Source organism: Halorubrum coriense DSM 10284 (assembly GCF_000337035.1).
Taxonomy (GTDB): domain Archaea; phylum Halobacteriota; class Halobacteria; order Halobacteriales; family Haloferacaceae; genus Halorubrum; species Halorubrum coriense.
In genome coordinates this window covers 81,389-105,486 of sequence record NZ_AOJL01000060.1, presented here as the reverse complement: position 1 = coordinate 105,486, position 24,098 = coordinate 81,389, and the positions used below count along the sequence as shown (strand labels likewise).

At 72.9% G+C, this 24,098-nt stretch carries 25 protein-coding genes and 2 pseudogenes; 10 read left to right on the top strand and 17 right to left on the bottom strand.

Annotated elements, in window-relative coordinates; translation table 11 throughout:
- Positions 1-1,245 (bottom strand): translation initiation factor IF-2 subunit gamma, encoded by a 1,245-nt coding sequence (locus tag C464_RS13980; protein ID WP_006114406.1) that lies wholly within the window; start codon positions 1,243-1,245, stop codon positions 1-3.
- A 182-nt stretch (positions 1,246-1,427) separates the two neighbouring features.
- Between C464_RS13980 and C464_RS13975 the strand changes: the two genes are divergently transcribed.
- Both C464_RS13975 and C464_RS13970 read left to right on the top strand, forming a co-directional pair.
- Entirely contained in the window at positions 1,428-1,922 is a 495-nt protein-coding gene (locus C464_RS13975; protein ID WP_006114405.1) for a DUF5810 domain-containing protein, read from the top strand.
- Between the two features lie 36 nt (positions 1,923-1,958).
- Positions 1,959-2,396: a DUF5809 family protein gene (locus C464_RS13970; protein ID WP_006114404.1), complete on the top strand. Its 438-nt coding sequence runs from the start codon at positions 1,959-1,961 to the stop codon at positions 2,394-2,396.
- A 138-nt stretch (positions 2,397-2,534) separates the two neighbouring features.
- Here C464_RS13970 and C464_RS13965 read toward each other — a convergent pair whose 3' ends face one another.
- The 11 genes from C464_RS13965 to C464_RS13915 form a co-directional block, all read right to left on the bottom strand.
- Entirely contained in the window at positions 2,535-2,801 is a 267-nt protein-coding gene (locus tag C464_RS13965; protein ID WP_006114403.1) for an elongation factor 1-beta, read from the bottom strand.
- Position 2,802: 1 nt separating this feature from the next.
- Complete coding sequence (locus tag C464_RS13960; RefSeq protein WP_006114402.1) at positions 2,803-2,982, bottom strand: HVO_2753 family zinc finger protein; 180 nt, start codon at positions 2,980-2,982, stop codon at positions 2,803-2,805.
- A 142-nt stretch (positions 2,983-3,124) separates the two neighbouring features.
- A complete protein-coding gene (locus C464_RS13955; protein WP_006114401.1) occupies positions 3,125-4,360 on the bottom strand; it encodes a tripartite tricarboxylate transporter permease in 1,236 nt (411 codons plus the stop codon).
- 128 nt (positions 4,361-4,488) lie between these two features.
- Positions 4,489-4,683: a 30S ribosomal protein S17e gene (locus C464_RS13950; RefSeq protein WP_006114400.1), complete on the bottom strand. Its 195-nt coding sequence runs from the start codon at positions 4,681-4,683 to the stop codon at positions 4,489-4,491.
- 101 nt (positions 4,684-4,784) lie between these two features.
- A complete protein-coding gene (locus C464_RS13945) occupies positions 4,785-5,489 on the bottom strand; it encodes a DUF447 domain-containing protein (RefSeq protein WP_006114399.1) in 705 nt (234 codons plus the stop codon).
- A complete protein-coding gene (locus C464_RS13940) occupies positions 5,486-6,535 on the bottom strand; it encodes a triphosphoribosyl-dephospho-CoA synthase (RefSeq protein WP_006114398.1) in 1,050 nt (349 codons plus the stop codon). Before C464_RS13940 ends, C464_RS13945 begins: the two co-directional genes overlap by 4 nt.
- On the bottom strand, positions 6,532-7,356 hold the full coding sequence (locus C464_RS13935) for a tRNA-dihydrouridine synthase (RefSeq protein WP_006114397.1): 825 nt from the start codon (positions 7,354-7,356) through the stop codon (positions 6,532-6,534). Before C464_RS13935 ends, C464_RS13940 begins: the two co-directional genes overlap by 4 nt.
- Positions 7,353-8,405, bottom strand: coding sequence for a 2-phospho-L-lactate transferase (gene cofD, locus C464_RS13930; protein ID WP_006114396.1), 1,053 nt, complete (start codon positions 8,403-8,405; stop codon positions 7,353-7,355). The genes C464_RS13935 and cofD overlap by 4 nt, the downstream gene beginning before the upstream one ends.
- Positions 8,406-8,533: 128 nt before the next feature.
- Positions 8,534-9,796, bottom strand: coding sequence for an isocitrate dehydrogenase (NADP(+)) (icd, locus tag C464_RS13925; RefSeq protein ID WP_006114395.1), 1,263 nt, complete (start codon positions 9,794-9,796; stop codon positions 8,534-8,536).
- A gap of 123 nt (positions 9,797-9,919) precedes the next feature.
- A complete protein-coding gene (locus C464_RS13920; RefSeq protein WP_006114394.1) occupies positions 9,920-10,900 on the bottom strand; it encodes a glycosyltransferase in 981 nt (326 codons plus the stop codon).
- A 119-nt stretch (positions 10,901-11,019) separates the two neighbouring features.
- Positions 11,020-12,531, bottom strand: a complete 1,512-nt coding sequence (locus C464_RS13915) for an HTTM domain-containing protein (RefSeq protein WP_006114393.1) — start codon at positions 12,529-12,531, stop codon at positions 11,020-11,022.
- A gap of 86 nt (positions 12,532-12,617) precedes the next feature.
- On the opposite strand from C464_RS13915, the gene C464_RS13910 reads away from it, so the two are divergent.
- Positions 12,618-13,550, top strand: a complete 933-nt coding sequence (locus tag C464_RS13910; protein ID WP_006114392.1) for an isoaspartyl peptidase/L-asparaginase — start codon at positions 12,618-12,620, stop codon at positions 13,548-13,550.
- A gap of 74 nt (positions 13,551-13,624) precedes the next feature.
- On the opposite strand, the gene C464_RS13905 is transcribed toward C464_RS13910, so the two are convergent.
- Both C464_RS13905 and C464_RS13900 read right to left on the bottom strand, forming a co-directional pair.
- Positions 13,625-14,137: a hypothetical protein gene (locus C464_RS13905; RefSeq protein ID WP_006114391.1), complete on the bottom strand. Its 513-nt coding sequence runs from the start codon at positions 14,135-14,137 to the stop codon at positions 13,625-13,627.
- Positions 14,138-14,313: 176 nt separating this feature from the next.
- A complete protein-coding gene (locus C464_RS13900) occupies positions 14,314-14,727 on the bottom strand; it encodes an Lrp/AsnC family transcriptional regulator (protein WP_006114390.1) in 414 nt (137 codons plus the stop codon).
- Between the two features lie 96 nt (positions 14,728-14,823).
- Between C464_RS13900 and C464_RS19995 the strand changes: the two are divergent.
- The 3 genes and pseudogenes from C464_RS19995 to surE all read left to right on the top strand — a co-directional run.
- Positions 14,824-15,027 (top strand): annotated as a pseudogene (locus C464_RS19995) (carbamoyl-phosphate synthase domain-containing protein); the annotation flags it as partial.
- Positions 15,028-15,032: 5 nt separating this feature from the next.
- A pseudogene (locus tag C464_RS13895) lies at positions 15,033-15,776 on the top strand (carbamoyl phosphate synthase small subunit); the annotation flags it as partial.
- A gap of 165 nt (positions 15,777-15,941) precedes the next feature.
- Positions 15,942-16,811, top strand: a complete 870-nt coding sequence (gene surE, locus C464_RS13890) for a 5'/3'-nucleotidase SurE (protein WP_006114389.1) — start codon at positions 15,942-15,944, stop codon at positions 16,809-16,811.
- Between the two features lie 78 nt (positions 16,812-16,889).
- Here surE and C464_RS13885 read toward each other — a convergent pair whose 3' ends face one another.
- Positions 16,890-17,129, bottom strand: a complete 240-nt coding sequence (locus C464_RS13885) for a hypothetical protein (protein ID WP_006114388.1) — start codon at positions 17,127-17,129, stop codon at positions 16,890-16,892.
- 362 nt (positions 17,130-17,491) lie between these two features.
- Between C464_RS13885 and C464_RS13880 the strand changes: the two genes are divergently transcribed.
- Both C464_RS13880 and C464_RS13875 read left to right on the top strand, forming a co-directional pair.
- Positions 17,492-19,264 (top strand): glutamate--tRNA ligase, encoded by a 1,773-nt coding sequence (locus C464_RS13880; protein WP_006114387.1) that lies wholly within the window; start codon positions 17,492-17,494, stop codon positions 19,262-19,264.
- A 131-nt stretch (positions 19,265-19,395) separates the two neighbouring features.
- Positions 19,396-19,725 (top strand): 4Fe-4S dicluster domain-containing protein, encoded by a 330-nt coding sequence (locus C464_RS13875; RefSeq protein ID WP_006114386.1) that lies wholly within the window; start codon positions 19,396-19,398, stop codon positions 19,723-19,725.
- A 289-nt stretch (positions 19,726-20,014) separates the two neighbouring features.
- Here the strand turns inward: C464_RS13875 and tmcA are convergent, their stop codons facing one another.
- Positions 20,015-22,351 carry a tRNA(Met) cytidine acetyltransferase TmcA gene (tmcA, locus tag C464_RS13870; protein ID WP_006114385.1) on the bottom strand — a complete coding sequence of 779 codons (2,337 nt, stop codon included), beginning with the start codon at positions 22,349-22,351 and terminating at the stop codon, positions 20,015-20,017.
- 130 nt (positions 22,352-22,481) lie between these two features.
- On the opposite strand from tmcA, the gene C464_RS13865 reads away from it, so the two are divergent.
- Positions 22,482-22,928, top strand: coding sequence for a UPF0179 family protein (locus C464_RS13865; RefSeq protein WP_006114384.1), 447 nt, complete (start codon positions 22,482-22,484; stop codon positions 22,926-22,928).
- Between the two features lie 23 nt (positions 22,929-22,951).
- Here C464_RS13865 and C464_RS13860 read toward each other — a convergent pair whose 3' ends face one another.
- Entirely contained in the window at positions 22,952-23,677 is a 726-nt protein-coding gene (locus tag C464_RS13860; RefSeq protein WP_006114383.1) for a nucleoside phosphorylase, read from the bottom strand.
- Positions 23,678-23,865: 188 nt separating this feature from the next.
- Between C464_RS13860 and C464_RS13855 the strand changes: the two genes are divergently transcribed.
- On the top strand, positions 23,866-24,060 hold the full coding sequence (locus C464_RS13855) for a hypothetical protein (protein WP_006114382.1): 195 nt from the start codon (positions 23,866-23,868) through the stop codon (positions 24,058-24,060).
- Positions 24,061-24,098: the final 38 nt, after the last annotated feature.

Below are 24,098 nucleotides of genomic sequence, written 5' to 3'. Positions count from 1 at the left end.
CTACGTGAGCGTCCCGACGCCGATGAGCCGCCAGCGCGCGCCGACGCGCCGGTTGATCGCGATCTGCGCGCCCTCCTCGGCGCAGACGGGCCGCTTGAGGCTCACCTCACACTCCCCGTCGCGCGCGCTCGTCACCGCGCCGACCGTCGTCGCGGTGCCGACCGTGAGCATCAGGGGCTCGCCGGTGCTTATCTCCTCGATGTCGCTCTCGCCGCTCTCGTCGTCCTCCTTGCCGACGACGCGCTCGAGCAGGTCGACCTCCATCTCGAACTCCTCGCGCGTCGGCGGGAGGGTCCCCGGTTCGCCGGCGACCTGCCCGGCGAGGGCGTCGCCCTTCGTCAGGCTCGGGTCGAGCCCGGTGCCGACGCCGAGGAGACCGCCCGGGTGGGCGGTGTCGACGTCGCGGTTGCCCGCCTGGAGCGACCGGACCGTCGTCTCGAGGGGCCGCCACTCGGTCTGGCCCTCCTCGTCGACCTCGCGGCCCGGTCGGATCTCCAGCCCGTCGCCGACCGACAGCTCGCCGCTGACCAGCGAGCCGCCGACGACGCCGCCCTTTAGATCCTCGGCGGTCGCACCGGGGCGGTTGATATCGAACGAGCGGGCCGCGTACATCCGAGCGCTCTCGCCCGGGTCGCGGTCCGGCGTCGGGATCTCGGACTCGATCGCGTCGATGAGCAGGTCGAGGTTGACCTCCTGTTGGGCCGAGACGGGGACGATCGGCGCGTCCTCCGCGACGGTCCCCTCGACGAACTCCTGGATCTGCTCGTAGTTGTCGACGGCGCGGTCGCGGCCGACCAGGTCGACCTTGTTCTGCGCGATGACGATGTTCTCGATCCCGATGAGATCGAGCGCCATCAGGTGTTCTTCCGTCTGGGCCTGCGGGACGTCCTCGGTCGCGCTCACGACGAGGACCGCCCCGTCCATGATCGACGCGCCCGAGAGCATCGTCGCCATCAGCGTCTCGTGGCCGGGCGCGTCGACGAACGACACAGTTCGAATCGGCTCGCTCTCGGAGCCGTCCTCGCACTCCTCGTCGACGGTGTAACACTCGGGCTCGTCGACGCCGGGGCAGCGCCGGAACGTCGCGTCCGCGTACCCCAGCCGGATCGAGATACCGCGTTTCATCTCCTCGCTGTGCTGGTCGGTCCACGAGCCGGACAACGCCTGTACCAGCGTCGTCTTCCCGTGGTCGACGTGACCGACGAGACCGATGTTCACCTCCGGTTGTGTGTTGGCTTCAGTCACTGTTGGACCTCCTAACGGAGTAGTCTTATGCGAATTTCGCCCCGTGCGAGTGATAAAGTTGCTGTTATAGTGGCGTCAGCGCGCGCGACGACTCCCGGCGAGGCCGCGAGCGCTCGCCGTTCGCCGCGGGCCGCTCTCCCTTCGACGCGGCTTTACGCCTCACCCGCGAACGATCGGCCGACATGGGATACGCGTGCCCCGTCTGCGACACCCCGCAGCGCGACGGCGAACACCTCGCGCACCACCTCGCGTTCACGGCGATGCTCCACGGCGGCGACCACGAGGCGTGGCTCGACGAGCGCGTCGCCGACTGGAGCGAGCGGGAGCCCGCGGCGCTCGCGGCCGAGGTGACGCCGCACGCCGACGACGCCGAGTACGAGGAGGTGTTCGAGGACACCGTGCCCCGCGGTCGCCCGGACGTCGGGATGGGCTCGGGCGGGAACGCGGACTCGCCCGGTCACAGTCACGACCACGGATCCGGTCACGGTCACGACCACGGTTCCGACCCGACCGCGTCCCCCGGAGCCGGCGTTCCCGACCCCGAATCGGTCGACGACCCGACCGTCGCCGAGGCGCTCCGCGAAGCGCGCGAGCTGACCCGGCGGGCCGCCGCGGACGACGCGGACCGGGACGACGACCCGGACTCCGCGGCCGACGACGCCGACCGCGACGCGTAGCGGAACGCCCTTCCCCGCCCCCGGCCAACCGCGCGTATGGAGACCAGAGGCACGTTCGCCCCCGAGACGCGAGCCGACGCGCTCGAACGCTACGAGGAGGTCGGCCCGGTCGCGCAGGTCGTCGTCCGCGAGGCGACGAAGGCGATGTCGTTCGACGCCGACGAGTACGACGACCGCGTCACCCCCGAGGTGATCCGGACGGCCCGCGACGCGACGTTCGCCGAGCTGCTCGCGGTCCACGTCGGCGAGGGCGACGAGTTCGACGCGTGGCTCGCCGACAGCGAGTTCGACGAGGCCGACGTCGTACGCATCGGCTCCGAGAACGTCGACAACCTCGTCTGGCACCCGGTCCCGTTCGCCGACACTGTGATCGCGGCGACGTACCAAGACGAGCCGGACGCGGCGGCCAGCACCCTCCGACGAAACGCCTTCGGCCGCGTCTACCGCGAGGAGTTCTACGAGTCGGGCCGGTAGGCGTCCGACCGCGCCGTCGCCGCCGACTCCGGCATACCTCGACCGACACGACCGCCGGAGCGACCGCTCTCCGAGCGAAACGAGACCGCAGAAGTCGCACCGCGGACGCCGCCCGAGCGGCGGACGGCGGATCTATCCTTACAGGCGGCCGACGTTCTCGACGTTGACCGACTCGACGTCGTCGACCTGCGAGAACGCCTCCTCGACGGCCTCGGTGCCGCCCGCGCCGTCGGGGACGATGACGGTCGGCAGGAGCGCGACCAGCCCGAACGCGACGTCGTCGCGCTCGAAGCCGCGGATCTTCGCGCCCTCGGGGAGGGCCTCTTCGAGGAGGTCCTGAAGCTCGTCGAGGTCGACCTCGGGGCTGTTCGGCATGACCTTGATCTTGGCGGCGACGTCGCCCATCTTACGGCCCCCGGAACCCGCAGTCGTGACACTCGTAGAGGTTGCTCTGCTTCCGGCACTTCGAGCACCGGTAGATCGTGGCACCGCAGTCCGGACAGGAGAACTGTGCGGCGTTCATGCCGGACACCTGAATCCCACAGGAGACGCACTGCGGGGTCGCTTGAGAGTCGCTCTGGCTCATACACGTACCTACCGGCGGCGACTTTTAACCGTTGTTCTTTTCGCCGGAACGGGTCGTGCGGGCCGGTACCGTGCCGCTCGCCCGGCGGCATCCGAGCGCTTCGTCCGCTCGCGGCGGGCGGACCGAGCCGCAGCCCCCGCGCTCACCCGACGATCAGCGGGCCGATCAGCACGCCCATCAGGTGGACGCGCCGCGCGCCGACCCGCGGCGGCACGAGTCCCAACGCGCCGGCGGCGAGGAGGACGCCGACGCCGACGAGTCCGGCGAACGCGTACGAGAGCAGCGCGAGCAGTCCCAAGACCCCGACCGAGAGCCGAGTGTAGTCGGCGTTCCCGACGACCCGGAGGTACGGGTCGCCGACGAGCACGACGAGGGCGAAGCCGAAGCACGCGGCGGTCGCCGCCGCGACGAGCAGCGTCGGCAGCGCGAACGGGACGCCGGCCCGGTCGATCGCGACCGTCACGCCCGTCCGCGGCGTTCCGAGCACCACCAGCGCGAACAGCGCGAATATCGTGTTCGCCGTGTTCGCGCCGCTCGTCGCGACGACGAACCCGCGGTCGGCGGACTCGCGCGGCACCGCGGGCATCGCGGCGACGGCGGCGATGGCCGCCGACACGCCCGGCACGTACCCGACCACCGCACCGGCGAGCGACCCGGCGGTGGCGCTCGTTCCGAGGTCGCGCGCCCGCATCGCGATCCGAGCGTCGGCCTGCGGCGGGACGCCGTCGCCGCCGAGCGCCTCGACGAGGACCGGCACGCCGAACAGCCCGGCGAAGAGCGGCGCGAGGACGCCGCCGGTCGACAGCGGTGCCGCGGGGTCGGCGTCGAGCGTCGCGAGTCCGAGCGCGGCGCTCGCGAGGAAGGCGCACAGCCCCCCGAGCGCGGCCCGCCGAGACGACTCGGTGAGGACGAGGAGCGCGACGACGCCCCCGAGCAGCAGCGGCAGGTGCGCCCGGAGCGCCGGGTACCACCGCGTCATCAGCCACGTGATCGGGACCGCCAGCGGCACCGCGAGCGCGACCGCCAGCCCGGATCCGACCGCCGAGAGGCGGACCGCCTCCCGCCCGCGGCCCGCGATCACCAACCGGTGTCCCGGGAGCGCGGCGACCGCGGTCGCGGCGTCGGGGACGCCGAGCGCGAGCGTGGGGACGATGTCGAGGAAGGAGTGGACGACGCCCGCGCCGAGCATCGCGACGCCGACGAACAGCGGGTCGGCCGGCACCGATGGGGCGAACCCGGCCAGAAGCAGCGCGAAGTTGTTGGCGTGGAGCCCGGGGACGAGTCCGCTCGCGGTCCCGAGCGCGACGCCGCCGAGCAGGAACGCGAGCGCGCCCGCCGCGAACGTCGGGTCGACCACCGGCCGGACGAGCGCGTCCATCGAGCCGGGGTGGCCGCGGCTTCGGACATAAACCCCCGGAGCCGGACTCGCGACGGTGCCGTCGGCAGCGCCGACGAGCGCCGCGGCTCGCTGTCGTGCGAGCGAGCCGGTAGAGAAATCGAACCCGCTTACGCGTGCTGCGCCGCCTGCGACTTCTTCTGCGTGACGTAGCCGGCGATCCGGTTACGGACGCCCTTCGACTCGACGGTCGTCAGCGCCGTGACGCTCTCCTTGTTCGTCTCGAAGTCCGTGTTGAACGAGTCGGGATACTGCTCCAGCAGGACGTTCCCGAGCTGCTTGATGTACTTGGGTTTGATGGCCATACCGAGCGATACCGGCGGCCCGAACTAAAAGGGTTCGTTCCGCCGCGAGCGGCCGCGAACCGGAGTCCCGGCGGGTTCTCCGCCGGTCGCGTTCGCGCCCGTCACGACTCGTCCGCGCGCTCCCGCCAGCCGGTGGCCCCGTCGATCCGCGCGAACGCCTCCCGCTCGGCCGGGCCGCCGCAGCGTTCCACCACGTCGGCGAAGTAGCGCAGCCGGTCGAGCAGTTCCTCGGTGTCGAACGCCGGCACGTCGAGCCGCGAGGCGGCCACCGTGGCGTCGACGACCGCGCCGAACCCGCGGTTCACCGTCGGCACGCGCTCGGTCACCACCTCGGCCTCGACCGGCTCCAGTTCCCACGTTCGGATCGTGGTGTCGCCCTCCGTCTCGGCCGCGACCTCCTCGGCGCGCACCTCGACCCACGCGTCGGCGCTCGGGAGGACCGGGTCGTCCGCCTCCCGTACGGTCAGCGCCGCGTCGACGAAGGTCCGCGGGTCGACGGTGAACTGGACCACGCCGCCCCCGCGCTCGTCGAAGTTCCGCCACGTGCGAGTGCGGCCGTACGTCCGCGCGGTGACCGGCCCGTCCGGGTCGTCCGGCGCGTGAATCCCCAGCGCGGCGACGTTCCACCGGTCGTTCGGCCCGAGCGTCGCGACGACCGACTCGGTGACGCCGCGCAGCCGCACCGGCCAGCCGTCGGGAGCGACGCCCGCCGGGTCGGTCCGCTCCGCGGCCCCGTTCCTGGGCGGGTCCGCGGCCCCGTCTCCGGTCCGCTCCGAAGTCTCGTCGTCGGGACGGTCCGCGGTCACGGCGACACCTCCGCGCCGCGCCGGAGCGCGACGAACAGCGCCGCGCAGGTGAGGTCGGCCGTCGTGCCGGGGTTGATCCCCTCGGCGACGAACGACTCCGCCAGCGACTCCGCCGCGTCGAGGTCGACGGCGTGGACGGCCTCGGCGTCGACCGCGTCGACGTCGCCGACCGGTGCGGTCGGATCGCTCCCGTCAGGCTCCAAGAGCTCTCTCGCCCGCTCGCTCGCCTCGCGGGCCGTCTCGACCCCCCGCGTCGACGCGACGAGCGTGTCGGGCTCCGCGGCGAGCAACCCGAGGAACGCCCGCGCCGCCCGGTCCGCGAGCGGCCCCTCGTCGGTCAGGATCCACTCGGCCGCGCGGAACGTCCGCGGGAACCCCTCGGTCCACTCGGCCGCGTTGCGGTCGGGGACCCGGTCGGGGGTCTCGGCGTCCGGATCGGTCGGTTCCGCGGACAGCGCCAACACGTCCCGCAGCGTCGCCTCGCGGTCGCGGAGCGCGGGCTCGGCGTCGCTCCCGCGGCGCACGTCGAGGTCGGCCGCGCCCGACGGGGGGTCGTCGACCGCGACGTCGACGGCCTCGAACGCCCGGTAGAACGCGACGGCGTCGTCGACGGTCGTCGCCCGACTGACCGCGTCGACGCCGGCCGGCGAGAGTTCTCGGTCGGGATCCGCGGCCGCCCGAACGAGCGGGACCAGGAGGAGCAGACAGCCGAACTGCGTGTTCGTCCCGGCGCGCGCGGCCATCCCCCCGACGGCCCGCTCGAACGCGTCGCCGACCGCCGGGGTCTCGCCCGCGGTCGCCCTCTCCGCGGTTGCCCTCTGCGCAGGCCCCCTCCCCGCCGCCAGTTCGAGCCCCGGCCGAGCGCCGACGGCCCCGCCGAGGAACGCCTCGAACCGCAGGTCGTCGAGGTCGCGACGCCGGTCCACGTTCCCGGGCTTGGGCGTGCCGGCGACCTCCACCAAGAGGGCGAGCGTCGCGTCGTCGACGGGGTCGGTCGTCCCGGCCGTCGCCGCCGTGTCTCCCGCCGGCGGCTCGGCTCGGGTCACGGTCGCACCTCCGGTTCGGGCCCCGCGTCGCCGCCGCGCCCCCGCAACGCTCCCGCTCGCCACTCTTCGACCGCGTCCGCGACGCGCGCGAGGACCGGCGGGTCCTCGGTCGGCCGCCCGACGCTCACCGCGTCGGCCCCGTGGGCCGCGTACTCGGAAACGGTCTCGCGGCCGCGGACGCCGTTGTTGGCGACGACCGTCAGGTCGGCGAGCGCGCCGCGGTCGCCCCCGGCCGCGCCGTCGACCGCCGCCGCGAGGTCGCCGATCACCCCCTCCGAGTCCATCGCGTCGACGTGGAGCCAGTCCGCGCCGGCCGCGGCGACGGTCTCCGCGACGGCTCGCAGGTCGACGCCGGGAACCTCCGCCCGGACCTTCACGCTCGTCGTCGCGCCCGCCCCGCTCGCGGCGGCGACGTACCGCGCGAGTCCGTCCGGGTCGGCCAGCAGCGACTCGCCGCAGCCCACCGCGCGCAGTTCGGGTTGCCGGCAGTGGGCGTTGACCTCGCAGACCGCGCCGCGGTCGGCGCAGATCCGCCCGACTTCCCGAACCGGCTCCGGCGTCGCGCTCCGGACGTTGACGCCGGGCCGGACCGGCTCGTCGGCGAGCGCGTCGAGCTGATCGGCGACGAACGCGAGCGGGTCGGGCGGGAGGAACTCCGATCGCCCGCGCGCAACGAGATCACGCGCGGCCGCCCGACTCGCCGGGTCGAGCGCCACGCCCCCGAGGAGCGCGACGTCGACGCGTTCGGCCGCGGCGCGGGCCCACTCGCTGTCGGCGGCCCCGCTGAGGCTCGCGGCGACGAGGAACGGCTCCCGGGTCACTCCGCGTCCCCCCGCGGCGGGCCCGCGTCCGGCGCGTCGGCCTCGACGGCCGCCAGCGCGCGCTCGCAGGCCCGGGCGACGCGCTCGGCGTCGTCCGCGTCGTCGATCCGCGTGTCGGTGCGTTCGACGTGTCGGTCCAGCGCGGTCGGGTCCCCGTCGTCGAGGACGAACGCGTCCGCGAAGGGGTACGCGTCCGCCACGCCCGCGGTCGAGGGCTCGCGGCCGACCCCCCTCATCAGTTCCGCGGCCGGCCCGGAGAACACCTCGTCGCCGACGAACGGCGAGACGGCGACCACGGGCGTCTCCCGGAGCGCGCGCTCGAATCCGGGGAGCGCCAGCATCGGGCCGAGGCTCGTCACGGGGTTCGAGGGCCCGACGACGACCGGCTCCGCGAGCGCGTCCAGCACCGCGTCGGTCGGCTCGGCGTCCGCGGCCCCCCGGAACTCCACGTCGGCCACCGGCGGCTCGCCGCGGCGCGCGACCCAGTACTCCTGGAAGTGGAGCGTCTCGCCGCCCTCGGTGTGGACCAGCGTCGCGACCGGGTCGTCCGACATCGGGAGGAGGTCGACGTCGAGGTCGAACGCCGCCGCGAGGGCCCGGATCGCCTCGGTGAGCGACTTCCCCTCGTCGAGCAGACCCGTGCGGGTGAGGTGGACCGCCCGGTCGCGGTCGCCGATCTCCATGAACTCGCCGACCGCCGAGAACCGCCGCCAGCGGGCGATCTCCCGGCCCGCGGTCTGGGCGTCGTCCGCGAGGTAGCGCGGCGCGCCCGGCTCGCCCCCGATCGCGTCGCCCGCCGCGGCCGCGAGCCGGGAGAGCTCCTCGTGGGTCGCGGTCGTGTCGCCGTCGATCCCCCACCAGGTCTCGCGGTCGAGGACGTCCCCGCCCGCGAACAGCACCGTGTCGACGTCCGGGCAGACGAGGTGGCCGCCGATCTCGACGTCGTCGCCAGTGTTGGCGACGACCGCGGTCTCGGACGGCTCGAACACCCGGGCCGCGCCGTCGAGGAGCTTCGGCGTGCCCGTCCCCCCGGCGAGGAAGGTTACCATACCGGCGCAAGGCGACGCCCGGATTTGTATCCTCGCCTCCGGGGGCGACGCCGGCGGCGGACCGGTCGCTCACCGAGCGACAGGAAAACACGGCAGAAATCGTCGACCGCGACGCGGATCGTCGAGCCCTACGCCAGCTCGTCGATCTTCTCGACGACGGCGTCCGCGAACTCGCTCGTCGCGAGCTTCTCGCCGCCCTCGATCTGTCGGTGGAGGTCGTAGGTGACCTTGCCCGAGGCGATGGTCTCCTCGACGGCGTCGCGCACGAGGTCCGCGGCGTCGCCCCAGCCGAGGTAATCGAGCATCTCGCGGCCCGAGAGGATCATCGCGGTGGGGTTCACCTTGTCCTCGCCGGCGTACTTGGGCGCGGAGCCGTGGACCGGCTCGGCGAGACAGCGGCCGTGACCGCGGTTGATGCCGGGCGCGATGCCGAGGCCGCCGATCTGCGCGCCCGCGGCGTCGGACATGTAGTCGCCGTTGAGGTTCATCGTCGCGATGACGGAGTACTCGTCCGTGCGGGTCAGCAGCTGCTGGAGCATGTTGTCCGCGATGCGGTCCTTGACGACGAGGGTGCCCTCGGGCTGCTCGCCGTCGTGCTCCTCCCAGAGCTGGTCCTCGGTGATGACGTCCTCGCCGTACTCCTCCTCGGCGACCTCGTAGCCCCAGTCGCGGAACGCGCCCTCGGTGAACTTCATGATGTTCCCCTTGTGGACGAGCGTGACCGAGTCGCGGTCGTTCGCGAGCGCGTAGTCGACCGCCTCGCGGATGAGGCGCTTCGAGCCGAACTCGGAGATGGGTTTGACGCCGATGCCGACCGGCCCGTCGTGGATGACGTCCGCGATGCCCATGTCGTCTTCGAGGAAGTCGCGTACCTGCTCCGCGCCCTCGCTGCCGGCCTCCCACTCGACGCCGGCGTAGACGTCCTCGGTGTTCTCGCGGAACGTGACCATGTCCATCTCTCCGGGGCTCTTGACGGGGGACGGGACGCCTTCGAGGTGGTAGGTGGGGCGGACGTTCGCGAACAGGTCGAGCGTCTTGCGGAGCGCGACGTTCAGCGAGCGGAACCCGGCGCCGACGGGGGTCGTCAGCGGGCCCTTGATCGCGACGCGGTGGTCGCGGATGGCCGAGACGGTGTCCTCGGGGAGGTTCTCGTCGTACTTCTCGCGGGCGCTGGCGCCGGCGTAGACGCGCATCCACGAGATGGATCGCCCGGTCGCTTCCGCGGCGGCGTCGAGCACCTGCTGTGCGGCCGGTCCGACGTCGGTGCCGATCCCGTCGCCGTGGATGATCGGGATGATGGGATTCGACGGCACGTTCAGCTCGCCGGTCTCCTCGTCGGCGAGCGTGATCGCCTCGCCGTCGTCGGGGACGTCGACCTTATCGTAGCTCATGAACGTTCGACGATTTCCGTGGCCCCCTAAAGTGGTTGCCGTTTTCGGCGTGAGCGTCGCGCTCGCAGCCTTTGCCGCTTCTCGCCGCGGGCGCGCTCGGCGTCTCCCCGCGGCGTCCCGCGGTCAGACCGGTTCGACCTCGACGTCGAACAGCGACCGCCAGCGGTAGCGACGACCGCCCCACACGAAGGTCCGCCGGGCGAACGCGTACGCCATCAGCGGCGGGGCGATCAGCACTCCCGGCGCGGCGAGCAGGAAGGTCGCCCGCCGGATCCCGAACCTCGCGTACGCGGCCCCCGCGAGCGCGGTGACGAGGGCCACGCCCGCGACCGGCGCGAACAGGCAGAGGGCCGCCATCGCGACCCCGAAGCAGACGTTGAACGCGGTCGCCGCGGGCGCGTGGTACCGCGTGATCGTCAGGAAGCGGACGAACCGCTCCAGCGATCCCCGGAGCGACCCGCCGGCCCGGACGTACCGCGTCCGGTCGACAGACGCGACGTCGAGGTGGTCGGTGAGCGTCCCGTCGTCGCTGACCGTCCGCCGGAGGTCCCGGAGGAACGCCGCCTCCCCGTCGCGGAGGTCGTCGCGCTCGAAGATCACGGCCCCGCCCCACGCGACGCCGGCCGCGGACACCGCGAGCGTCCCCCCGATCACGTACCCGGGCTCGAACAGGCGCGCCAGCGGGTCGAGTCCGACGAACACCGGGACCTCCGTGGTGGGTCCCTGCCGGCCGTAGTCGGCGTCGAGCGTCGCCAGCCAGTCGGGGGGATGGCGGAAGTCGTCGTCGGTCCAGGCGATCCGGTCGTTCGCGGCCGCCTCCGTCCCGGCCGCGATGGCGTTGGCCTTTCCCGAACAGCCCTCCGGCTCGCCGGCGATCACGATCCGGGTTCGGGCCGGCAGATCCCCTCGGCGGTCCGCCACCGGGTCCTCCGGGGAGTCGCAGATCACGAGCAGTTCGTCGCGGCCTCCCCTCCCGCCGTCGAACGCCTCGGGGCCGCGGAGCTGTTCGGCCACCTCGTCGCAGGCGTCGGTCCAGCGGACGGTCGGGAGGAGGACCGACACCGGGGTCGGCGTCGACGACGCGCGCGGTTCCGAAGCGGTCACGGGTACGCGTCGGGCGAGCCGAACATAAACGTCCGCGATCGACTCCCGCTGCCTCGCTCACGAGACCGGACGCGGCTCTCGCCCCCGCTCACGACGCGTGACATGACCCGTGGCCCCGTTCACGACCCCGGACACGAGCGCGTCCCGAGTTCGTCGACCCGCGTCTCACCGTCCGCGACGTCGACGTAGACGGTCGACAGCCTGACGGAACGGACCGGGCGGGCCCCGCCGTCCGCGAACCGCGTCGCGCGGTCGCAGAGGTGCGCGAGCACCGGGTCGACGCGGTCCGGGTCGGGGTCGTCCGCGAGCAGCGACAGGAGCTTTCGCCAGCGCGCGGTGGGGTACGCGCGGGCGTCCGACGGCGGGCGATCCAGCGCGACGCGGTCGCCGTACAGGGCGTCGATCCGGTCGCCGTCGGCGGTCGTCGCGGTCGCCACGACGAGCGCGTCGGTCGAGGGCGGGTTCGGCGCGAACATGTCCCAGCCGCTCTCCGTCGGGTCGGACACCGACGCGACGGCGTCGGGCGTCTCGACGAACCCGAGCGCCATCCCGTTCCACGCGACGAGCGCGACGAGGAGGACCGCGGCGACGACCGGCACCGCGCCCGCGACCCGCTCGCGAACGGCTCCGAGCGCTCCACCGCCGTCGGCGGGGCTCACTGCTCCGAACCGACGCGCCGCGGAGTCGCGGAGCCGGTCGGATTCGGGGGCGATCGCGCGCTCGATCCGGTCCCAGACGGACGGGGGGAAGAATGGGATCAGCGCGGTCGCGGAGACGAGCGAGAAGACGCCGATCTGGAGCGTGAGCGCCATGGAGAGATGCGCCGCGAGGAGCGTGCCCGCGAGCGCCGCCCGGACCCGGCCGGCGGCCGCGACGAGCAGCGGCGAGGCGACGAGCAGCGCGACCCAGCCGTAGGTGGCCGCCGCGAGCAGCGCCGGCCACTCGGGGACGAGCCCGCCGAGCGGGCCGTGGAGGTAGGTGAGCCGGAAGACGCGCCCGACCGCCTCCCCGGCGGGCCACGCGGTCCCGCGGAACTTCACGACCGCGTTCGAGACGTACACCACGACGACGAGCCCCAAGAGGAGCGCCGTGGCGGGACCGGCGACGCGGTCGACCGCCGCGTTCACCGCCGAGTCCGCGGCGTCCGCGGTCCGACGCCGGACCGCGTCGAGCGACCAGCGCGCGCCGAGCGGGCACAGCAGTCCGGCGCCGAGCAGCTGGATGAGGAGCGCGTCCCCGGCGTTGAGGACGAACGGGTTTCGCGCCTGGAGCGACGCGAGCAGGACCAGCGATACCGCGGCCGCGACGCGCGTCCGGTACCCGACCGCGAGCGCGACGGCGGCGAGCGCGGCGGCGAGGAACAGCGCCGCGGCGGCCCCCGGCTCGCCGGAGAGGGCGTGGAGCGAGAGCCGCGCGCCGAGCGGGGACGCCTCCGCCAGCGTCGCCCGCGGGAGGACCCCGTCGTCCGTGTAGAAGGCGACGAGGTTCCGGGCCCGGAGTCCGAGGTCGACGAGGAGGACGACGCCGAGCGCGAGGCGGAGCGCGGCGAGCGCGCGCGGGTCGACCCCGAGGCGACGACGGAGCGCGGCGCGGAGGCGCGGGGCTGCGCCGGCGGACTCGGCGGTCGTCACAGTGGTACGGGGTCGCCCAGCGGCGGGAATAGGTCTTGCGGCGACGCCTCCCGGGCGCTTATGTGGCCCCCGCGGGTGTCTCCAGTATGCGAGTTATCGTCCACGGCGGGGCCGGCGGGGCCCCGGACGACCCGGAGCCCAGACAGGCGGTCCTCGACGAGGCGGCCGCGAGCGGCGCCGACGCCGCCACCCCGCTCGACGCGGTGGAAGCCGCGGTCGCCGTCCTCGAATCGGACCCCCGGTTCAACGCGGGCGTCGGCGGCGCGGTCCAGTCCGACGGCGTCGTCCGCACCGACGCCGGCGTGATGACCTCCGACCGCGAGGTCGGTGCCGCGTGCTCGATGCCCGGCGTCGAACACGCGGCGAGCGTCGCCCGCGTCGTCTGCGAGGAGACGCCGCACGTCTTCGTCTCGGGGGACCACGCGGTCGACCTCGCGGCGGAGTTCGGCGTCGAGACCGGCGTCGACCTGCTCACCGACGAGACGCGGGCGCGGTACGAGGCGGAAGATCCGCCGGGCGGCGGCCCCCGCGAGCACCTCGACTGGCTCGCCTCGCGCTTCGGCTCGGGCGACGATCAGGCGGGCGGCGGGTCGGCGGACGTGGACGACGAGGAGGACGCGCAGCGGGACGATCCGGGTCACGCCCCGGACCACGACACGGTCGGCGCGGTCGCGACCGACGGCGAGGCGTTCGCCGCGGTGACCTCGACCGGCGGCCGGTCGTTCGCGCTCGCCGGGCGCGTCGGCGACGTGCCGCAGGTCGGGTCCGGGTTCTTCTGTACCGAGGCCGGCGGCGCGAGCGCGACGGGGGCGGGCGAGGACATCGCGCGCGTCACGCTCTCGCGGCGCGCCGTCGACCTCCTCGACGACGGCCTCGACGCGCAGGACGCGGCGGACCGGGCGATAGACGAGTTCGAGGCGGTCACGGGCTCCGGTGCGGGCGTGATCGTCCTCGGCGACGAGACCGCCGGGAGCGCGTTCAACACGGAGGGGATGCAGACGAGCGTGGCCCGAGAGTAATCTCCCGCGCGGGGGCGTTCTCGCAGCCGAAATCCGCCTCGGCGGCCGGCGACGACGCGCGTCCGACCCGCCCGCTACTCGAGTTCGGCTTCGAGTTTCGGATTGCGGTTCGTCGTGGGCACGTCGGAGTCGACGAGCTCCGCGCACGCGTCGACGAACTCGGCCTCGCCCAGCGCTCCGCAGAGGACGTGCGTCCGCTCCTCGGTGGCGATGTACACGTCGATCACCTCGCGGTTCGACCGCGAGAGGAGGTTGTAGGTCTCGTTCCAGCCGCCGACCGCGAAGAGGGCGAGGAACGCCGCGAGCGCCATCCCGGTCCGCGTCTCGACCCGTCCGAGGGACACGGAAGCGATCGTTCCGACGGTGAGTACCAGCGCGAGGAGCGCGAAGAACAGTCCGAGGAACGTGTGCCGACGGAAGGCGGTGTTCCGTTCGAACTCGACGCTGACGGCGTCGCCGGTGGGGATCGACACGGTCTCCTCGGACGGGAGGGTGTAGCTGAGTTCGCCGTCCGAGCCGGAGAAGGTGGCGGTTCGGTCGGCGTCGACGACGTACTCGTCGACGTGTGCGTCTGTCGTGAAGTCCATCTGAGACTGAGAGGCGTTGGCCGCGTGTTCCCTCCCGGCTGATATGTAATTCCCGATACGTGTCCCCGATCGCCGGCGACCGCGGCGCGGGCGGCTCGTTCGACCGCGGCCGAGCGCCGCTCCCGGACCGCTCAGAAGTGTAGCAGCGTCGAAATTTCCGCGGCGATCGCTCCGAGCTACCCCAGCCGCTCGTCGAGGATGAGCCGCGTCTTCGTCGACTTGACCTCGTCCATCTCGCGGGCCTGCGTGATCAGTTCGTTGACCGCGCGCGTGTCGACCGCGTCGACGACGAGGACCACGTCCTCCTCGCCGGACACCTGCCAGACGAAGTCGACCTCCTCCCACTCCACCATGCGCTGCCCGACCGCGTCGGTGTTGACGTTCATCTCCACCGATATCTCGATCATCGCCTTCACGTTCCCGGTGCGGGTCGTGACCGTGAACCGCTCGATCACGCCCTCGTCGGTCATCCGGTCGACGCGGTTGCGCACAGTCCCCTCGGAGGTCCCCACCCGGTCCGCGATCTCCGTGTACGGGGTCCGCGCGTCCCGTCGCAGGATCGAGAGGATCCGTCGGTCGAGGTCGTCCATACCGATCCGTCTCGGTGCGTCGCCTTACCCGTTACGAATATCGTAACGAACCTTCGAACGACGCATTTATCACCCTTTGCGCGTACGTTTCTCGTAATGTCGGACGCCTACATCGCGCTGGCCGACGGTCGCGTGCTCGAAGCGCGCGCTCGTTCGCCGGGGCGGACCCGCGGCGAACTGGTGTTCACGACCGCGTACACCGGCTACGAGGAGTCGCTCACCGACCCCTCCTACGCCGAGCAGATCCTCACCTTCTCGTACCCCCTCATCGGGAACTACGGCGTCCGAACCGAGCGGTTCGANAGATCGTCACCACCGTCCGCGAGGAGGGCGCGATGGCCTGCGGAATCGCCGCCGGGCCGGACGCGACCCCCGAGGACGCGGTCGAAGAGATGGAGGCGTGCAAGCCGATGAGCGACCACGTCGACATCGGCGCGCAGGTGTCGGTCGCGGAGCCGACCGTCCACGAGGGCGGCGGCGACGTCGACGTGGCCCTGCTCGACTGCGGCGCGAAGGGCTCGATCATCTCCTCGCTCACCGAGCGCGGCGCGGACGTCCACGTCCTCCCGTACGACGCGACCGCCGAGGACGTGGCCGCCGTCGACCCCGACGTGCTCTTCGTCTCGAACGGCCCGGGCGACCCGGAGAACTTCGTCGCCGCTCAGGCGGTCGTCGACGAGTTCGCCGGCGACCTCCCGATGGCCGGCATCTGCCTCGGCCAGCAGGTGATAACCAGCGCGCTCGGCGGCTCGACCGAGAAGATGGCGTTCGGCCACCGCGGCGTCAACCAGCCGGTCAAGGACCTCCGCACGGACAAGGTCGTGATGACCACCCAGAACCACGGCTACACGGTCGACGACACCGGCCCGCTGGAGGTGACGCAGGTGAACGTCAACGACGACACCGTCGAGGGGCTCGACAGCGAGGAGCTCGACGTGATCACCCGCCAGTACCACCCCGAGGCGAACCCCGGCCCGCACGACTCGCTCGGCTTCTTCGACGAGGTGCTCGACCTCGCGACCTCGTCGCGCCGCCTCGCGGCCGACTGATCCCGCGGTCCACGGTCCCGCTCCGCCGCCCTCCCGACTGACCGCTCGGAGTACCACCCGGCCGGCGTCCGCGACGCCCGGCCCCCGCTCGCCTCTCTGTCCGCGCCCGCCTTTCCCCCGCCCCGTACCGGCGACGTTTTCTCCCGTCACCTCGCACCGTGAGACGTGACAACCGAGATCCTGCTCACCAACGACGACGGGATCGACGCCGTCGGGATCCGGGCGCTCGCGGACGCCCTCTCCCGCGACCACGACGTGACCGTCGTCGCGCCCGCGACGAACCAGTCGGGCGTCGGCGGCGCGCGCTCGTGGTGGGAGACGACGGTCGACTACACCGAGACGGACCGCGGCTACGCGGTGGAGGGGACCCCGGCGGACTGCGTCGCGGTCGCGGACGTGGCGCTCGGGCTCGACCCCGACGTGGTCGTCTCCGGCTGTAACCACGGCCCGAACATCGGCGCGCACATCCTCGGGCAGTCCGGCACGGTCGGGGCCGCGATGGAGGCGTCGTTCCTCGGGACGCCCGCGATAGCCGTCTCGCTGTACGACCGCGGGAACCTCCCCGTGCCGCCGACGCTCGACAACGGCGACTTCGCGGTCGCCGGCGAGGTCGTCGCCGACCTCCTCGGTCGGACGGACGCGGGACGGCTCCCGTTCGGCGCGGACGTGCTGAACGTCAACGTCCCGGCCGCGGACGACGAGGCGGCGGCGGACCCCACCTATCGGCTGACGGAGCCGGCCCGCGGCTTCGACGTGATCGAGCTCCGACCGGGCGAGGAGGGGCCGGACGACGAGAACGTCCCGGAGGGCTGGGAGTTCGGCGAGCGCCGCGGCGAGATGGGGATGGAGCTCCGCGACCGCTTCTGGCGGGAGTTCCTGCGCGGCGACGTCCCGGACGACCCGGGGTCGGACCGACGCGCCGCGGTCGAGGGCGAGGTGAGCATCTCGCCGCTGTCGAGTTCGCGCGCCGTCGCGGGCGACCGGGCGGGCGACCTCGTCGAGTCGGCTCGGGGCGCGGAGACCGGGGCCGACTAGCGAGCCGTCGCGGGCGACCGAGCGGGTGATCTCGCCGAGTCGGCCCGGGGCGCGGAGACCGGGGGGCGACCGGTCGACTCAGCGCCGACGGCGGGAGCGCACTTGGCTTCCGGCGAACTCCGCCGCGAGCCGGCCGAGGTACCACACGATCACGAGACCGAGACAGAACCCGACTCCGGCCGCGGCCAGCAGTTCGACCGGCGACGGGTCCAACTGGAGGGCGATAAGCGGCGGCGTGGCCGTGACGATGGCGAGTAACACGAGCTTGATCTTCCGGTTCCCCGCGTCCCGCTCCGCCTCGGAGATGGGTCCTACCACCGCGATCCCCTCGACTCCCTGCCGACGACCGCCGACGCGTCGCTCATACCCGCTCCACGCTCCCGGCGACCATCAAGGCGACGAACCGAACTCGTTCGCTCGGGAGCGACGACGAGGCGCCGCGGCGACGGACCGGACAACTCCGATCCGGGCGGTAAAAAGCGTCTCGACCGTTCACGGCGGTAGCGGCCCGATACCGCCGTGAACGGTCTGGGCCGTTTAACCCCGTCCGGCCGCTGGTGTCAGGTGCCCCTACCCGCCCTCCCGGGTCGTCGCGGCGCGTCGCCAACTCGACGCTCCCGGGATCCGCCCCTCCCCGCCGTTTCGCGGCGTTTTTGACCCGACCCCGACAAGCCAGCGGTATGGACGACGAACTCCGCGAGCGCGTTGCGGCGGCCGGCGAGGCCGCGGCGCTTTTCAACGCGCTCAAACACGGCAGCGACCCGGACGTGGGCGCGATCATGGGCCCGATCATGGGCGAGAACCCCGAGTTCCGCCCGCACGGCGACGAGATTCCGGGTGTCCTCGCGCCGGTAGTCGACGAGGTCGGCGAGATGAACGAGGCGGCGCGCCGGGAGCGGCTCGGCGAGCTCGCCCCCGACAAGCTCGCGGAGCTGAAGGCCGACGACGAGGCGGACGACCGCGTCCTCCCCGACCTCCCGAACGCCGAGGACGGCGCGGTCGTGATGCGCGCCGCGCCGAACCCCAACGGTCCGTGGCACGTCGGTCACGCTCGGATGCCCGCCGTCATCGGGACGTACAAGGAGCGCTACGACGGCGAGTTCATCTGCCGGTTCGACGACACCGACCCCGAGACGAAACGGCCCGACCTAGAGGCGTACGACGCCATCCTCGAAGACATCGAGTACCTCGGGTTCGAGCCCGACCGCGTGCTCCGCGCGTCGGACCGACTGGAGACGTACTACGACCACGCCCGCGAGCTGATCGACGCCGGCGGCGCGTACACCTGTTCGTGTTCCGGCGACGAGTTCTCCGAGCTGAAGAACGCGGGCGAGCCGTGCCCCCACCGCGACAAGGACGCCGAGACGGTCCGCGAGGAGTTCGCGGCGATGGTCGACGGCGAGTACTCGGCCGGCGAGATGGTCCTCCGCGTGCGCACCGACATCGGGCACAAGAACCCCGCGCTGCGCGACTGGGTCGCCTTCCGGATGATCGACACGCCGCACCCGCGCGAGGCGGCGGCCGACTACCGCTGCTGGCCCATGCTCGACTTCCAGTCCGGCGTCGACGACCACCTCACGGGCGTCACTCACATCATCCGCGGCATCGACCTCCAGGACTCCGCGAAGCGCCAGCGGTTCGTCTACGACTACTTCGATTGGGAGTACCCCGAGGTGCTCCACTGGGGTCACGTCCAGGTCGACGAGTACGACGTGAAGCTGTCGACTTCGACGATCAAGGGGCTCATCGCGGACGGCGAGCTGACGGGCTGGGACGACCCGCGCGCGCCGACCATCCGGTCGATGCGTCGCCGCGGCATCCAGGGCCAGGCGCTCGTCGACTCGATGACGGAGCTGGGGATGTCCACGTCCGACGTCGACCTCGCGATGTCCGCCGTCTACGCGAACAACCGCGACCTCGTCGACGACGCGGCGAACCGCTACTTCCTCGTGCGCGACCGCGACGACGCGCCCGCAGTCGAGCTCCCGGTCGTCGACGGCGACGCGCCAGCACCCGAGGCCGGCCACCCGCCGCTCCACCCCGACCACGAGGACCGCGGCGACCGCGAGGTGCCCGCCGGGCGGGTCCTCGTCGAGTCCCCAGACCTCCCGAGCGAGGGCGAGCGCGTCTGGCTGAAGGGGTACGGCTGCGTGCGCCACGAGGGCGACGAACTGGCGTTCGTCGACGCCGACATCGAGGTCGTCCGCGAGGGCGACGTGGACGTGGTCCACTGGGTCCCGGCCGAGGCGGGGCTCGACACGCTCCTCCGGACCGTCGACGGCGACGTGCGAGGGGTTGCCGAGCCCGCGCTCGCCGACGTCGACCCCGACACGGTCGTCCAGTTCGTGCGCGTCGGCTTCGCCCGGATCGACGGGTTCGATCCCGAGGCGACCGACGAGGCGGACGGGCCGAACGGCTCCGAGGACCTGCTGGCGTACTACGCGCACCCGTAGGTCGCTCCGGCCGACTGTCCCCCGACCGATCCGGCGGGCCGGTCCCCCGCTCGTCCGGCGGGCCGGTCTGCGCCCGCCCGAATCCGTTCGTCGCGGAGTTTAAACCCGCGACCGGCGAAGCGGGGGCAACGATGGCCATCGACTCGAACTTCGAAGTGAACCGCGAGCGGGTCGGCGAGGAGGACGGCGTCGCCGTGTGGGGTCCCGTCGAACCGCCGGAGAAGCAGGGGATCCGCGGCACCCACGTCGCGGTCGACTTCGACATCTGTCTCGCCGACGGCGCGTGCTTGGAGGACTGTCCGGTCGACGTGTTCGAGTGGGTCGACACCCCCGGACACCCCGAGTCCGAGCGGAAGGCGAACCCCGCCGACGAGGACCAGTGTATCGACTGTATGCTTTGCGTCGACGTCTGCCCGGTCGACGCCATCGACGTCGACCCCGGGCGCGAGAATCGCTTATAAGCCGCCGAACGTCTCGTTTTCTCCGCTGCGGACGGAGTTGTTCGCTGATAAACGCTCGCGTGTGAACCGACAGACGACACCTCCGAAGCCCCAGTCGTGGGGCCGACGGACGCTCGCTCCGCTCGCGGGACCGCGGCCTCACGCCTCCCCAGCCTCGCGGTTCGCTCGGGGCTCCCTCCGGTCGCCCGCGTCGCTCACCGCGTCCCTCGCGCGTGCTACTCGGCCGCGAAGCGGCCTCGCAGGCACGCGCCACCGCAGATCCAGTTATAATTAGTCGCCGCTGATCCGCTCAGTCGTTTATAAACCGTTCCCGTTCCTCGCGCGCGAAGTCGGTCCCGTACCGCTCCACGAGAGGGGTGTAGGCGTCGCCGAGCGCGCGCATACACGCGCTCGTCGAGACGAACCCGAGGTCGTCGGCGACCGCTTCCCACGGCCGACCTTGGAGGACCTTCCGAACGAGCAGGCGCTCCGCCCGGTCGTCGAGGTCGGTCCCCTCGACCAGCGCCGCGAGCGCGAGGTCGCGGAACGCCCCGGGCGCGCTGTCGTACATCCCCGGCCCGACCGACGCGCCGACGACGGAGCGCCACTCGGTCTCGGTGAGATCGACCGGCACGGGCGCGGAACACGCCCCCAGCGCCCCGCGGATCACGTCCGGGTCGACGTCCCGGTGCGCGTCGGAGAGCCCGTCGCGCTCGCGGTCTCGGAAGGCGACGGCGTGGCGGGCGAGCAGGTCGCGCCCGGCCGCGGTCTCCGGGCACAGCATGATCGCGGAGTGCTCGCCAGAGGCTTCGTTGCGACTCGTCGAGAGGTGGACGATCCGGTACCCCGCCCGCTTCCAGAAGCGGAGCAGGCGCGGCGTCGCGCCGTAGCCGACCGAGAAGTAGTCGACCGGTTCCGCGCCGTCACCGGTCGGCTCGCCGCCGAACTCCGCGTGGACCTCGTCGAGCAGCCGCGAGCCGAACCCGGCGTCCCGGAGCGCGTGGTGGGTCGCGATCCGGACCGTCCGCAGGCCGCGCGGCGCGGCGGCGTCTTCGTCGCGCAACTGGCTCGTGAGCACGTCCGGAACCATGTTGCCGCGGACGCGCTCGCCCTCGTACATCCGTCGCCGCGTCCCGGCGTCGAGCCCGCCCTCCCGCGCGAGGAGCGCGACCGCGACGACGCGCCCGTCGGCGACCAGCGCCCGCGCGACGAGGTTCGGCGCGTCGAGCAGCCGCGCGAGGTCGTTCGGCTCCGTCCGGTAGTGCGCGGCGACGAGCAGCCCGAACGCCTCGCCGAGCAGCGTCTCGTCCGCGAGCAGCGCCGCCGGGTCGAGCGCCCGGTACGTCGCGTCGCCGACGGACGCGTCCGCGACCGCGTCGTCGACCGCGGGCCGGGCGTCCAGCAGGAGCGCCCGCGACGCCCACGCCTCGACCGGGTCGTTCCGCGCGTACCGGATCGGCTCGTCGAGGCGCACGTCGCGGACCGCGAACCGTGAGTCCAGCAGCCGCTCCCGGAACCGGACCGCGAACCCCCGGCCCGCCCCCTCGTAGCCGTGGACCGTCGTACAGAACGCGACCGCGGGCGCGCCGAGAAAACCCTCTAGGAGCTGCACCGGGAGCGCCGCCGCCTCGTCGACCATCACGGCGTCCGCCTCGCCGGCGACCGCCGCGGCGGCCGCGGGCGGCAGGAACCGGACGCGACCGCCGGCCGGCGTTCGGAGCTCGCGCCCGTCCGCGTCGCCGCCCCGGCCGCCCTCGCCGCTCCGGTCGACCGCGCCGCCCTCGCCGTCGCCCGTCTCCTCCGCGATCAGCTCTCGGGCCCGCGCGAACACCTCCGCGGCGTTCCGGAACGCGGGCGCGGTGACGAGCACCTCGTCGCCCCCGAGCGCGAGCGCGCCGGCCGCCAACCCGGCCGCGCTCGACTTCCCGCGCCCTCGGTCGGACTCGACCACGAGAGCGGATCCGGGCTCGGAGAGCGCCTCGAACGCCCGCAACGCCCGCGATTGGTCGGCGGTGAGGCAAGCGGTGTACGCGCTCGCGGGGAACGTCGCGCCCGGGGGCGCGCGCCGCGGCTCGGCGTCGTCGCCCGCCCCCGCGCGATTCGCGCCGCCCACGGGTTGCGCTCCCGTCAGGCCGTCGCGCACCACGGCGTCGCCCTCCGGGTCGTCGCCGAGCGCGACCACCGCGACGCCGGGGTGCGTCCGGAGCGTCCCGACGAGGCGCTCGCGGAACCGCCCTGTCACGTCGCCGATGTCGTACGGGGGCACGGCGAGCGAGTCGTCGAAGCGGTCCCGGACCGCCGGCCAGTCGTCGAGCGGAGGGGTAAGCAGGATCAGGAGCCCGCCGCCGTCGACGGCTCCGACCGCTCGGCCGAGCGCGTTCGGAACGAACCGCTCGTGGCAGTCGAGCACCACCGCCTCGCGGGTGCGTCCGAGCAGTTCGTCGGCGCTCCGCGGGCGGTGTTCCTCGAACCGGAACCCATCCCGCGTCGAGACGAGCGAGACCGCCTCGTCGGCGAGGCCGACCGACTCGACCGCGTCGTAGGCCGCGTCGATCGCGCGGTCGCGGTCGCCCGCCAGCACGAGAACGCGCCGCTCGTTCGTCCGCTCGGCCTCGGCGCGCAGTTCGCGCGCGACTCCCCCAATCATCTCCGCTCGTCGTTGCCGAGGCGCGGACATGTGTCTTACCCTCCGCGCCCCCACGGCTCGGCTGCGGGGCCAACCCGCCGACGCCCGCGGAGGCGGGAGGCTTACGGACGCTCGGCGCATCGCTCCGGGCATGACTACGGTCACGCTCATCGGGACGCGGCTCGCGGACGTGGGCCGCGAGTTCGTCTATCAGGGGGAATCGGCCGACTGCGAGGGGTGTCCCTACCGCGGCCAGTGTCTCAACCTCTCCGAGGGCACTCGCTACCGGGTGACCGGGATCCGCGAGAACGCCCAGACGCTCGACTGCGCCGTCCACGACGCGGGGGTCCGCGCGGTCGAGGTCGAGCCCGCGTCGGTCCCCGCGAACGTCCCGTCGAAGCGCGCGTACGCCGGGAGCAGGGCGTCGCTCGCCGGCCCCTGCCCGCACACCGAGTGCCCGAGCCACGGCTACTGCGTCCCCGACGGGGCCGACTTCGACGACGAGCGCGTCATCGACCAGGTGCTCGGCGAACCCCCGCACGAGACGTGCGCGCTCGACCGCGACCTGACGCTCGTCGAGTTCCGCGCCGAGGAGTAAAACGAAGCGGACGGACCGGTCGTTTACAGCGACGTGACCGCGTTCAGCGTGATCCGGATCGCCCGCTCGACGTTGTCTTTCGCCTTCTCCGGCAGTTCGTCGTCGGAGTCCGCGCCCTTCTGCGAGCCCGCGACGAGGTTGCCGTCGACGGTACAGATCGCGCCCGCGGCGAGCCCCTTGCGCCGGGCGAGCGAGAAGACGGTCGCGGCCTCCATCTCGATCGCGAGCAGGTTCGCGTCGTTCCAGTCCTCGACGTACTCGTCGCTCTCGTTGTAGAACGCGTCGTCCGAGACGATGGGGCCCACGTGGATCTCCTCGTCGTTCGCCTCGGCCGCGTCGACGAGCCCCGCGAGCACGTCGTAGTCCGGGACGGCCGGGTAGTTGGCGGACTCGTACCGCTTGCTCGTCCCCTCCTCCTTGGCCGCGCCCGTCGCGACGACCATGTCGCCGACCTCCATCTTTGGCTGGAGCGCCCCGCAGGTGCCACAGCGGACGAACGTCTCGACGCCGACCCGCGAGAGCTCCTCGACGGCGATGGCGGCAGACGGGCAGCCGATGCCGGTCGAGCAGATCGTGAGCTCGACCCCGTCGTATGTCGCGTTGACGATCTTGTACTCGCGGTTCTGCGCGACGACCTCGCTATCGTCGCAGAGATCGGCGATCCGGTCGACGCGGCCGGGGTCGCCGGGGATGATCGCGGTCTCGTGTACGTCGCCCTCCTCGACCAACAGATGCGGCTGTTTCGCCATACGCGCGGAGACAGCCGCCGCGCGCAAAAACGGACCGGTCGGGCGGCGGGGAGACCGCCCCAATACGAATTTTATATCGCGATATACGATTTACTACGGCGGTCGGGGCGGCGTCGCTCCCCGCCCCACCGGACCGACGGCTCCGCCAGATCGGTCCGTTTTATCGCCCGAGGCCGCGACGTTCGGCCATGACCGACGCTGACGCCTCGGCGGACCTCGCCTCGACGCTCGGTGCGCTCGTGGTCGCGTTCCTCCTCGTCACGACCGCCGCGGGGACGGTGCTCGGCTTCAACTGGACGCAGGCGGTGCTGCTCGGCGGGCTCGCCGGCGTCGTGGCCGTCGCGTCGGCGTGGCTGACGGAGCGGCGGGCGACCGGCGGGTGACTCTCCCCGAGTATCGCGACTGAGAGACCGGACGGAGG

Coding starts and splice junctions, on each gene's coding strand:
- C464_RS13900 (WP_006114390.1), bottom strand. CDS start 14,727: ATGGACGACCTCGACCGACGGATCCTCTCGATCCTGCGACGGGACGCG.
- cofD (WP_006114396.1), bottom strand. CDS start 8,405: ATGGTAACCTTCCTCGCCGGGGGGACGGGCACGCCGAAGCTCCTCGAC.
- C464_RS13880 (WP_006114387.1), top strand. CDS start 17,492: ATGGACGACGAACTCCGCGAGCGCGTTGCGGCGGCCGGCGAGGCCGCG.
- C464_RS13910 (WP_006114392.1), top strand. CDS start 12,618: ATGCGAGTTATCGTCCACGGCGGGGCCGGCGGGGCCCCGGACGACCCG.
- C464_RS13865 (WP_006114384.1), top strand. CDS start 22,482: ATGACTACGGTCACGCTCATCGGGACGCGGCTCGCGGACGTGGGCCGC.
- C464_RS13860 (WP_006114383.1), bottom strand. CDS start 23,677: ATGGCGAAACAGCCGCATCTGTTGGTCGAGGAGGGCGACGTACACGAG.
- C464_RS13905 (WP_006114391.1), bottom strand. CDS start 14,137: ATGGACTTCACGACAGACGCACACGTCGACGAGTACGTCGTCGACGCC.
- C464_RS13855 (WP_006114382.1), top strand. CDS start 23,866: ATGACCGACGCTGACGCCTCGGCGGACCTCGCCTCGACGCTCGGTGCG.
- C464_RS13950 (WP_006114400.1), bottom strand. CDS start 4,683: ATGGCCATCAAACCCAAGTACATCAAGCAGCTCGGGAACGTCCTGCTG.
- C464_RS13875 (WP_006114386.1), top strand. CDS start 19,396: ATGGCCATCGACTCGAACTTCGAAGTGAACCGCGAGCGGGTCGGCGAG.
- icd (WP_006114395.1), bottom strand. CDS start 9,796: ATGAGCTACGATAAGGTCGACGTCCCCGACGACGGCGAGGCGATCACG.
- tmcA (WP_006114385.1), bottom strand. CDS start 22,351: ATGATTGGGGGAGTCGCGCGCGAACTGCGCGCCGAGGCCGAGCGGACG.
- C464_RS13955 (WP_006114401.1), bottom strand. CDS start 4,360: ATGGACGCGCTCGTCCGGCCGGTGGTCGACCCGACGTTCGCGGCGGGC.
- C464_RS13965 (WP_006114403.1), bottom strand. CDS start 2,801: ATGGGCGACGTCGCCGCCAAGATCAAGGTCATGCCGAACAGCCCCGAG.
- C464_RS13970 (WP_006114404.1), top strand. CDS start 1,959: ATGGAGACCAGAGGCACGTTCGCCCCCGAGACGCGAGCCGACGCGCTC.
- C464_RS13960 (WP_006114402.1), bottom strand. CDS start 2,982: ATGAGCCAGAGCGACTCTCAAGCGACCCCGCAGTGCGTCTCCTGTGGG.
- C464_RS13975 (WP_006114405.1), top strand. CDS start 1,428: ATGGGATACGCGTGCCCCGTCTGCGACACCCCGCAGCGCGACGGCGAA.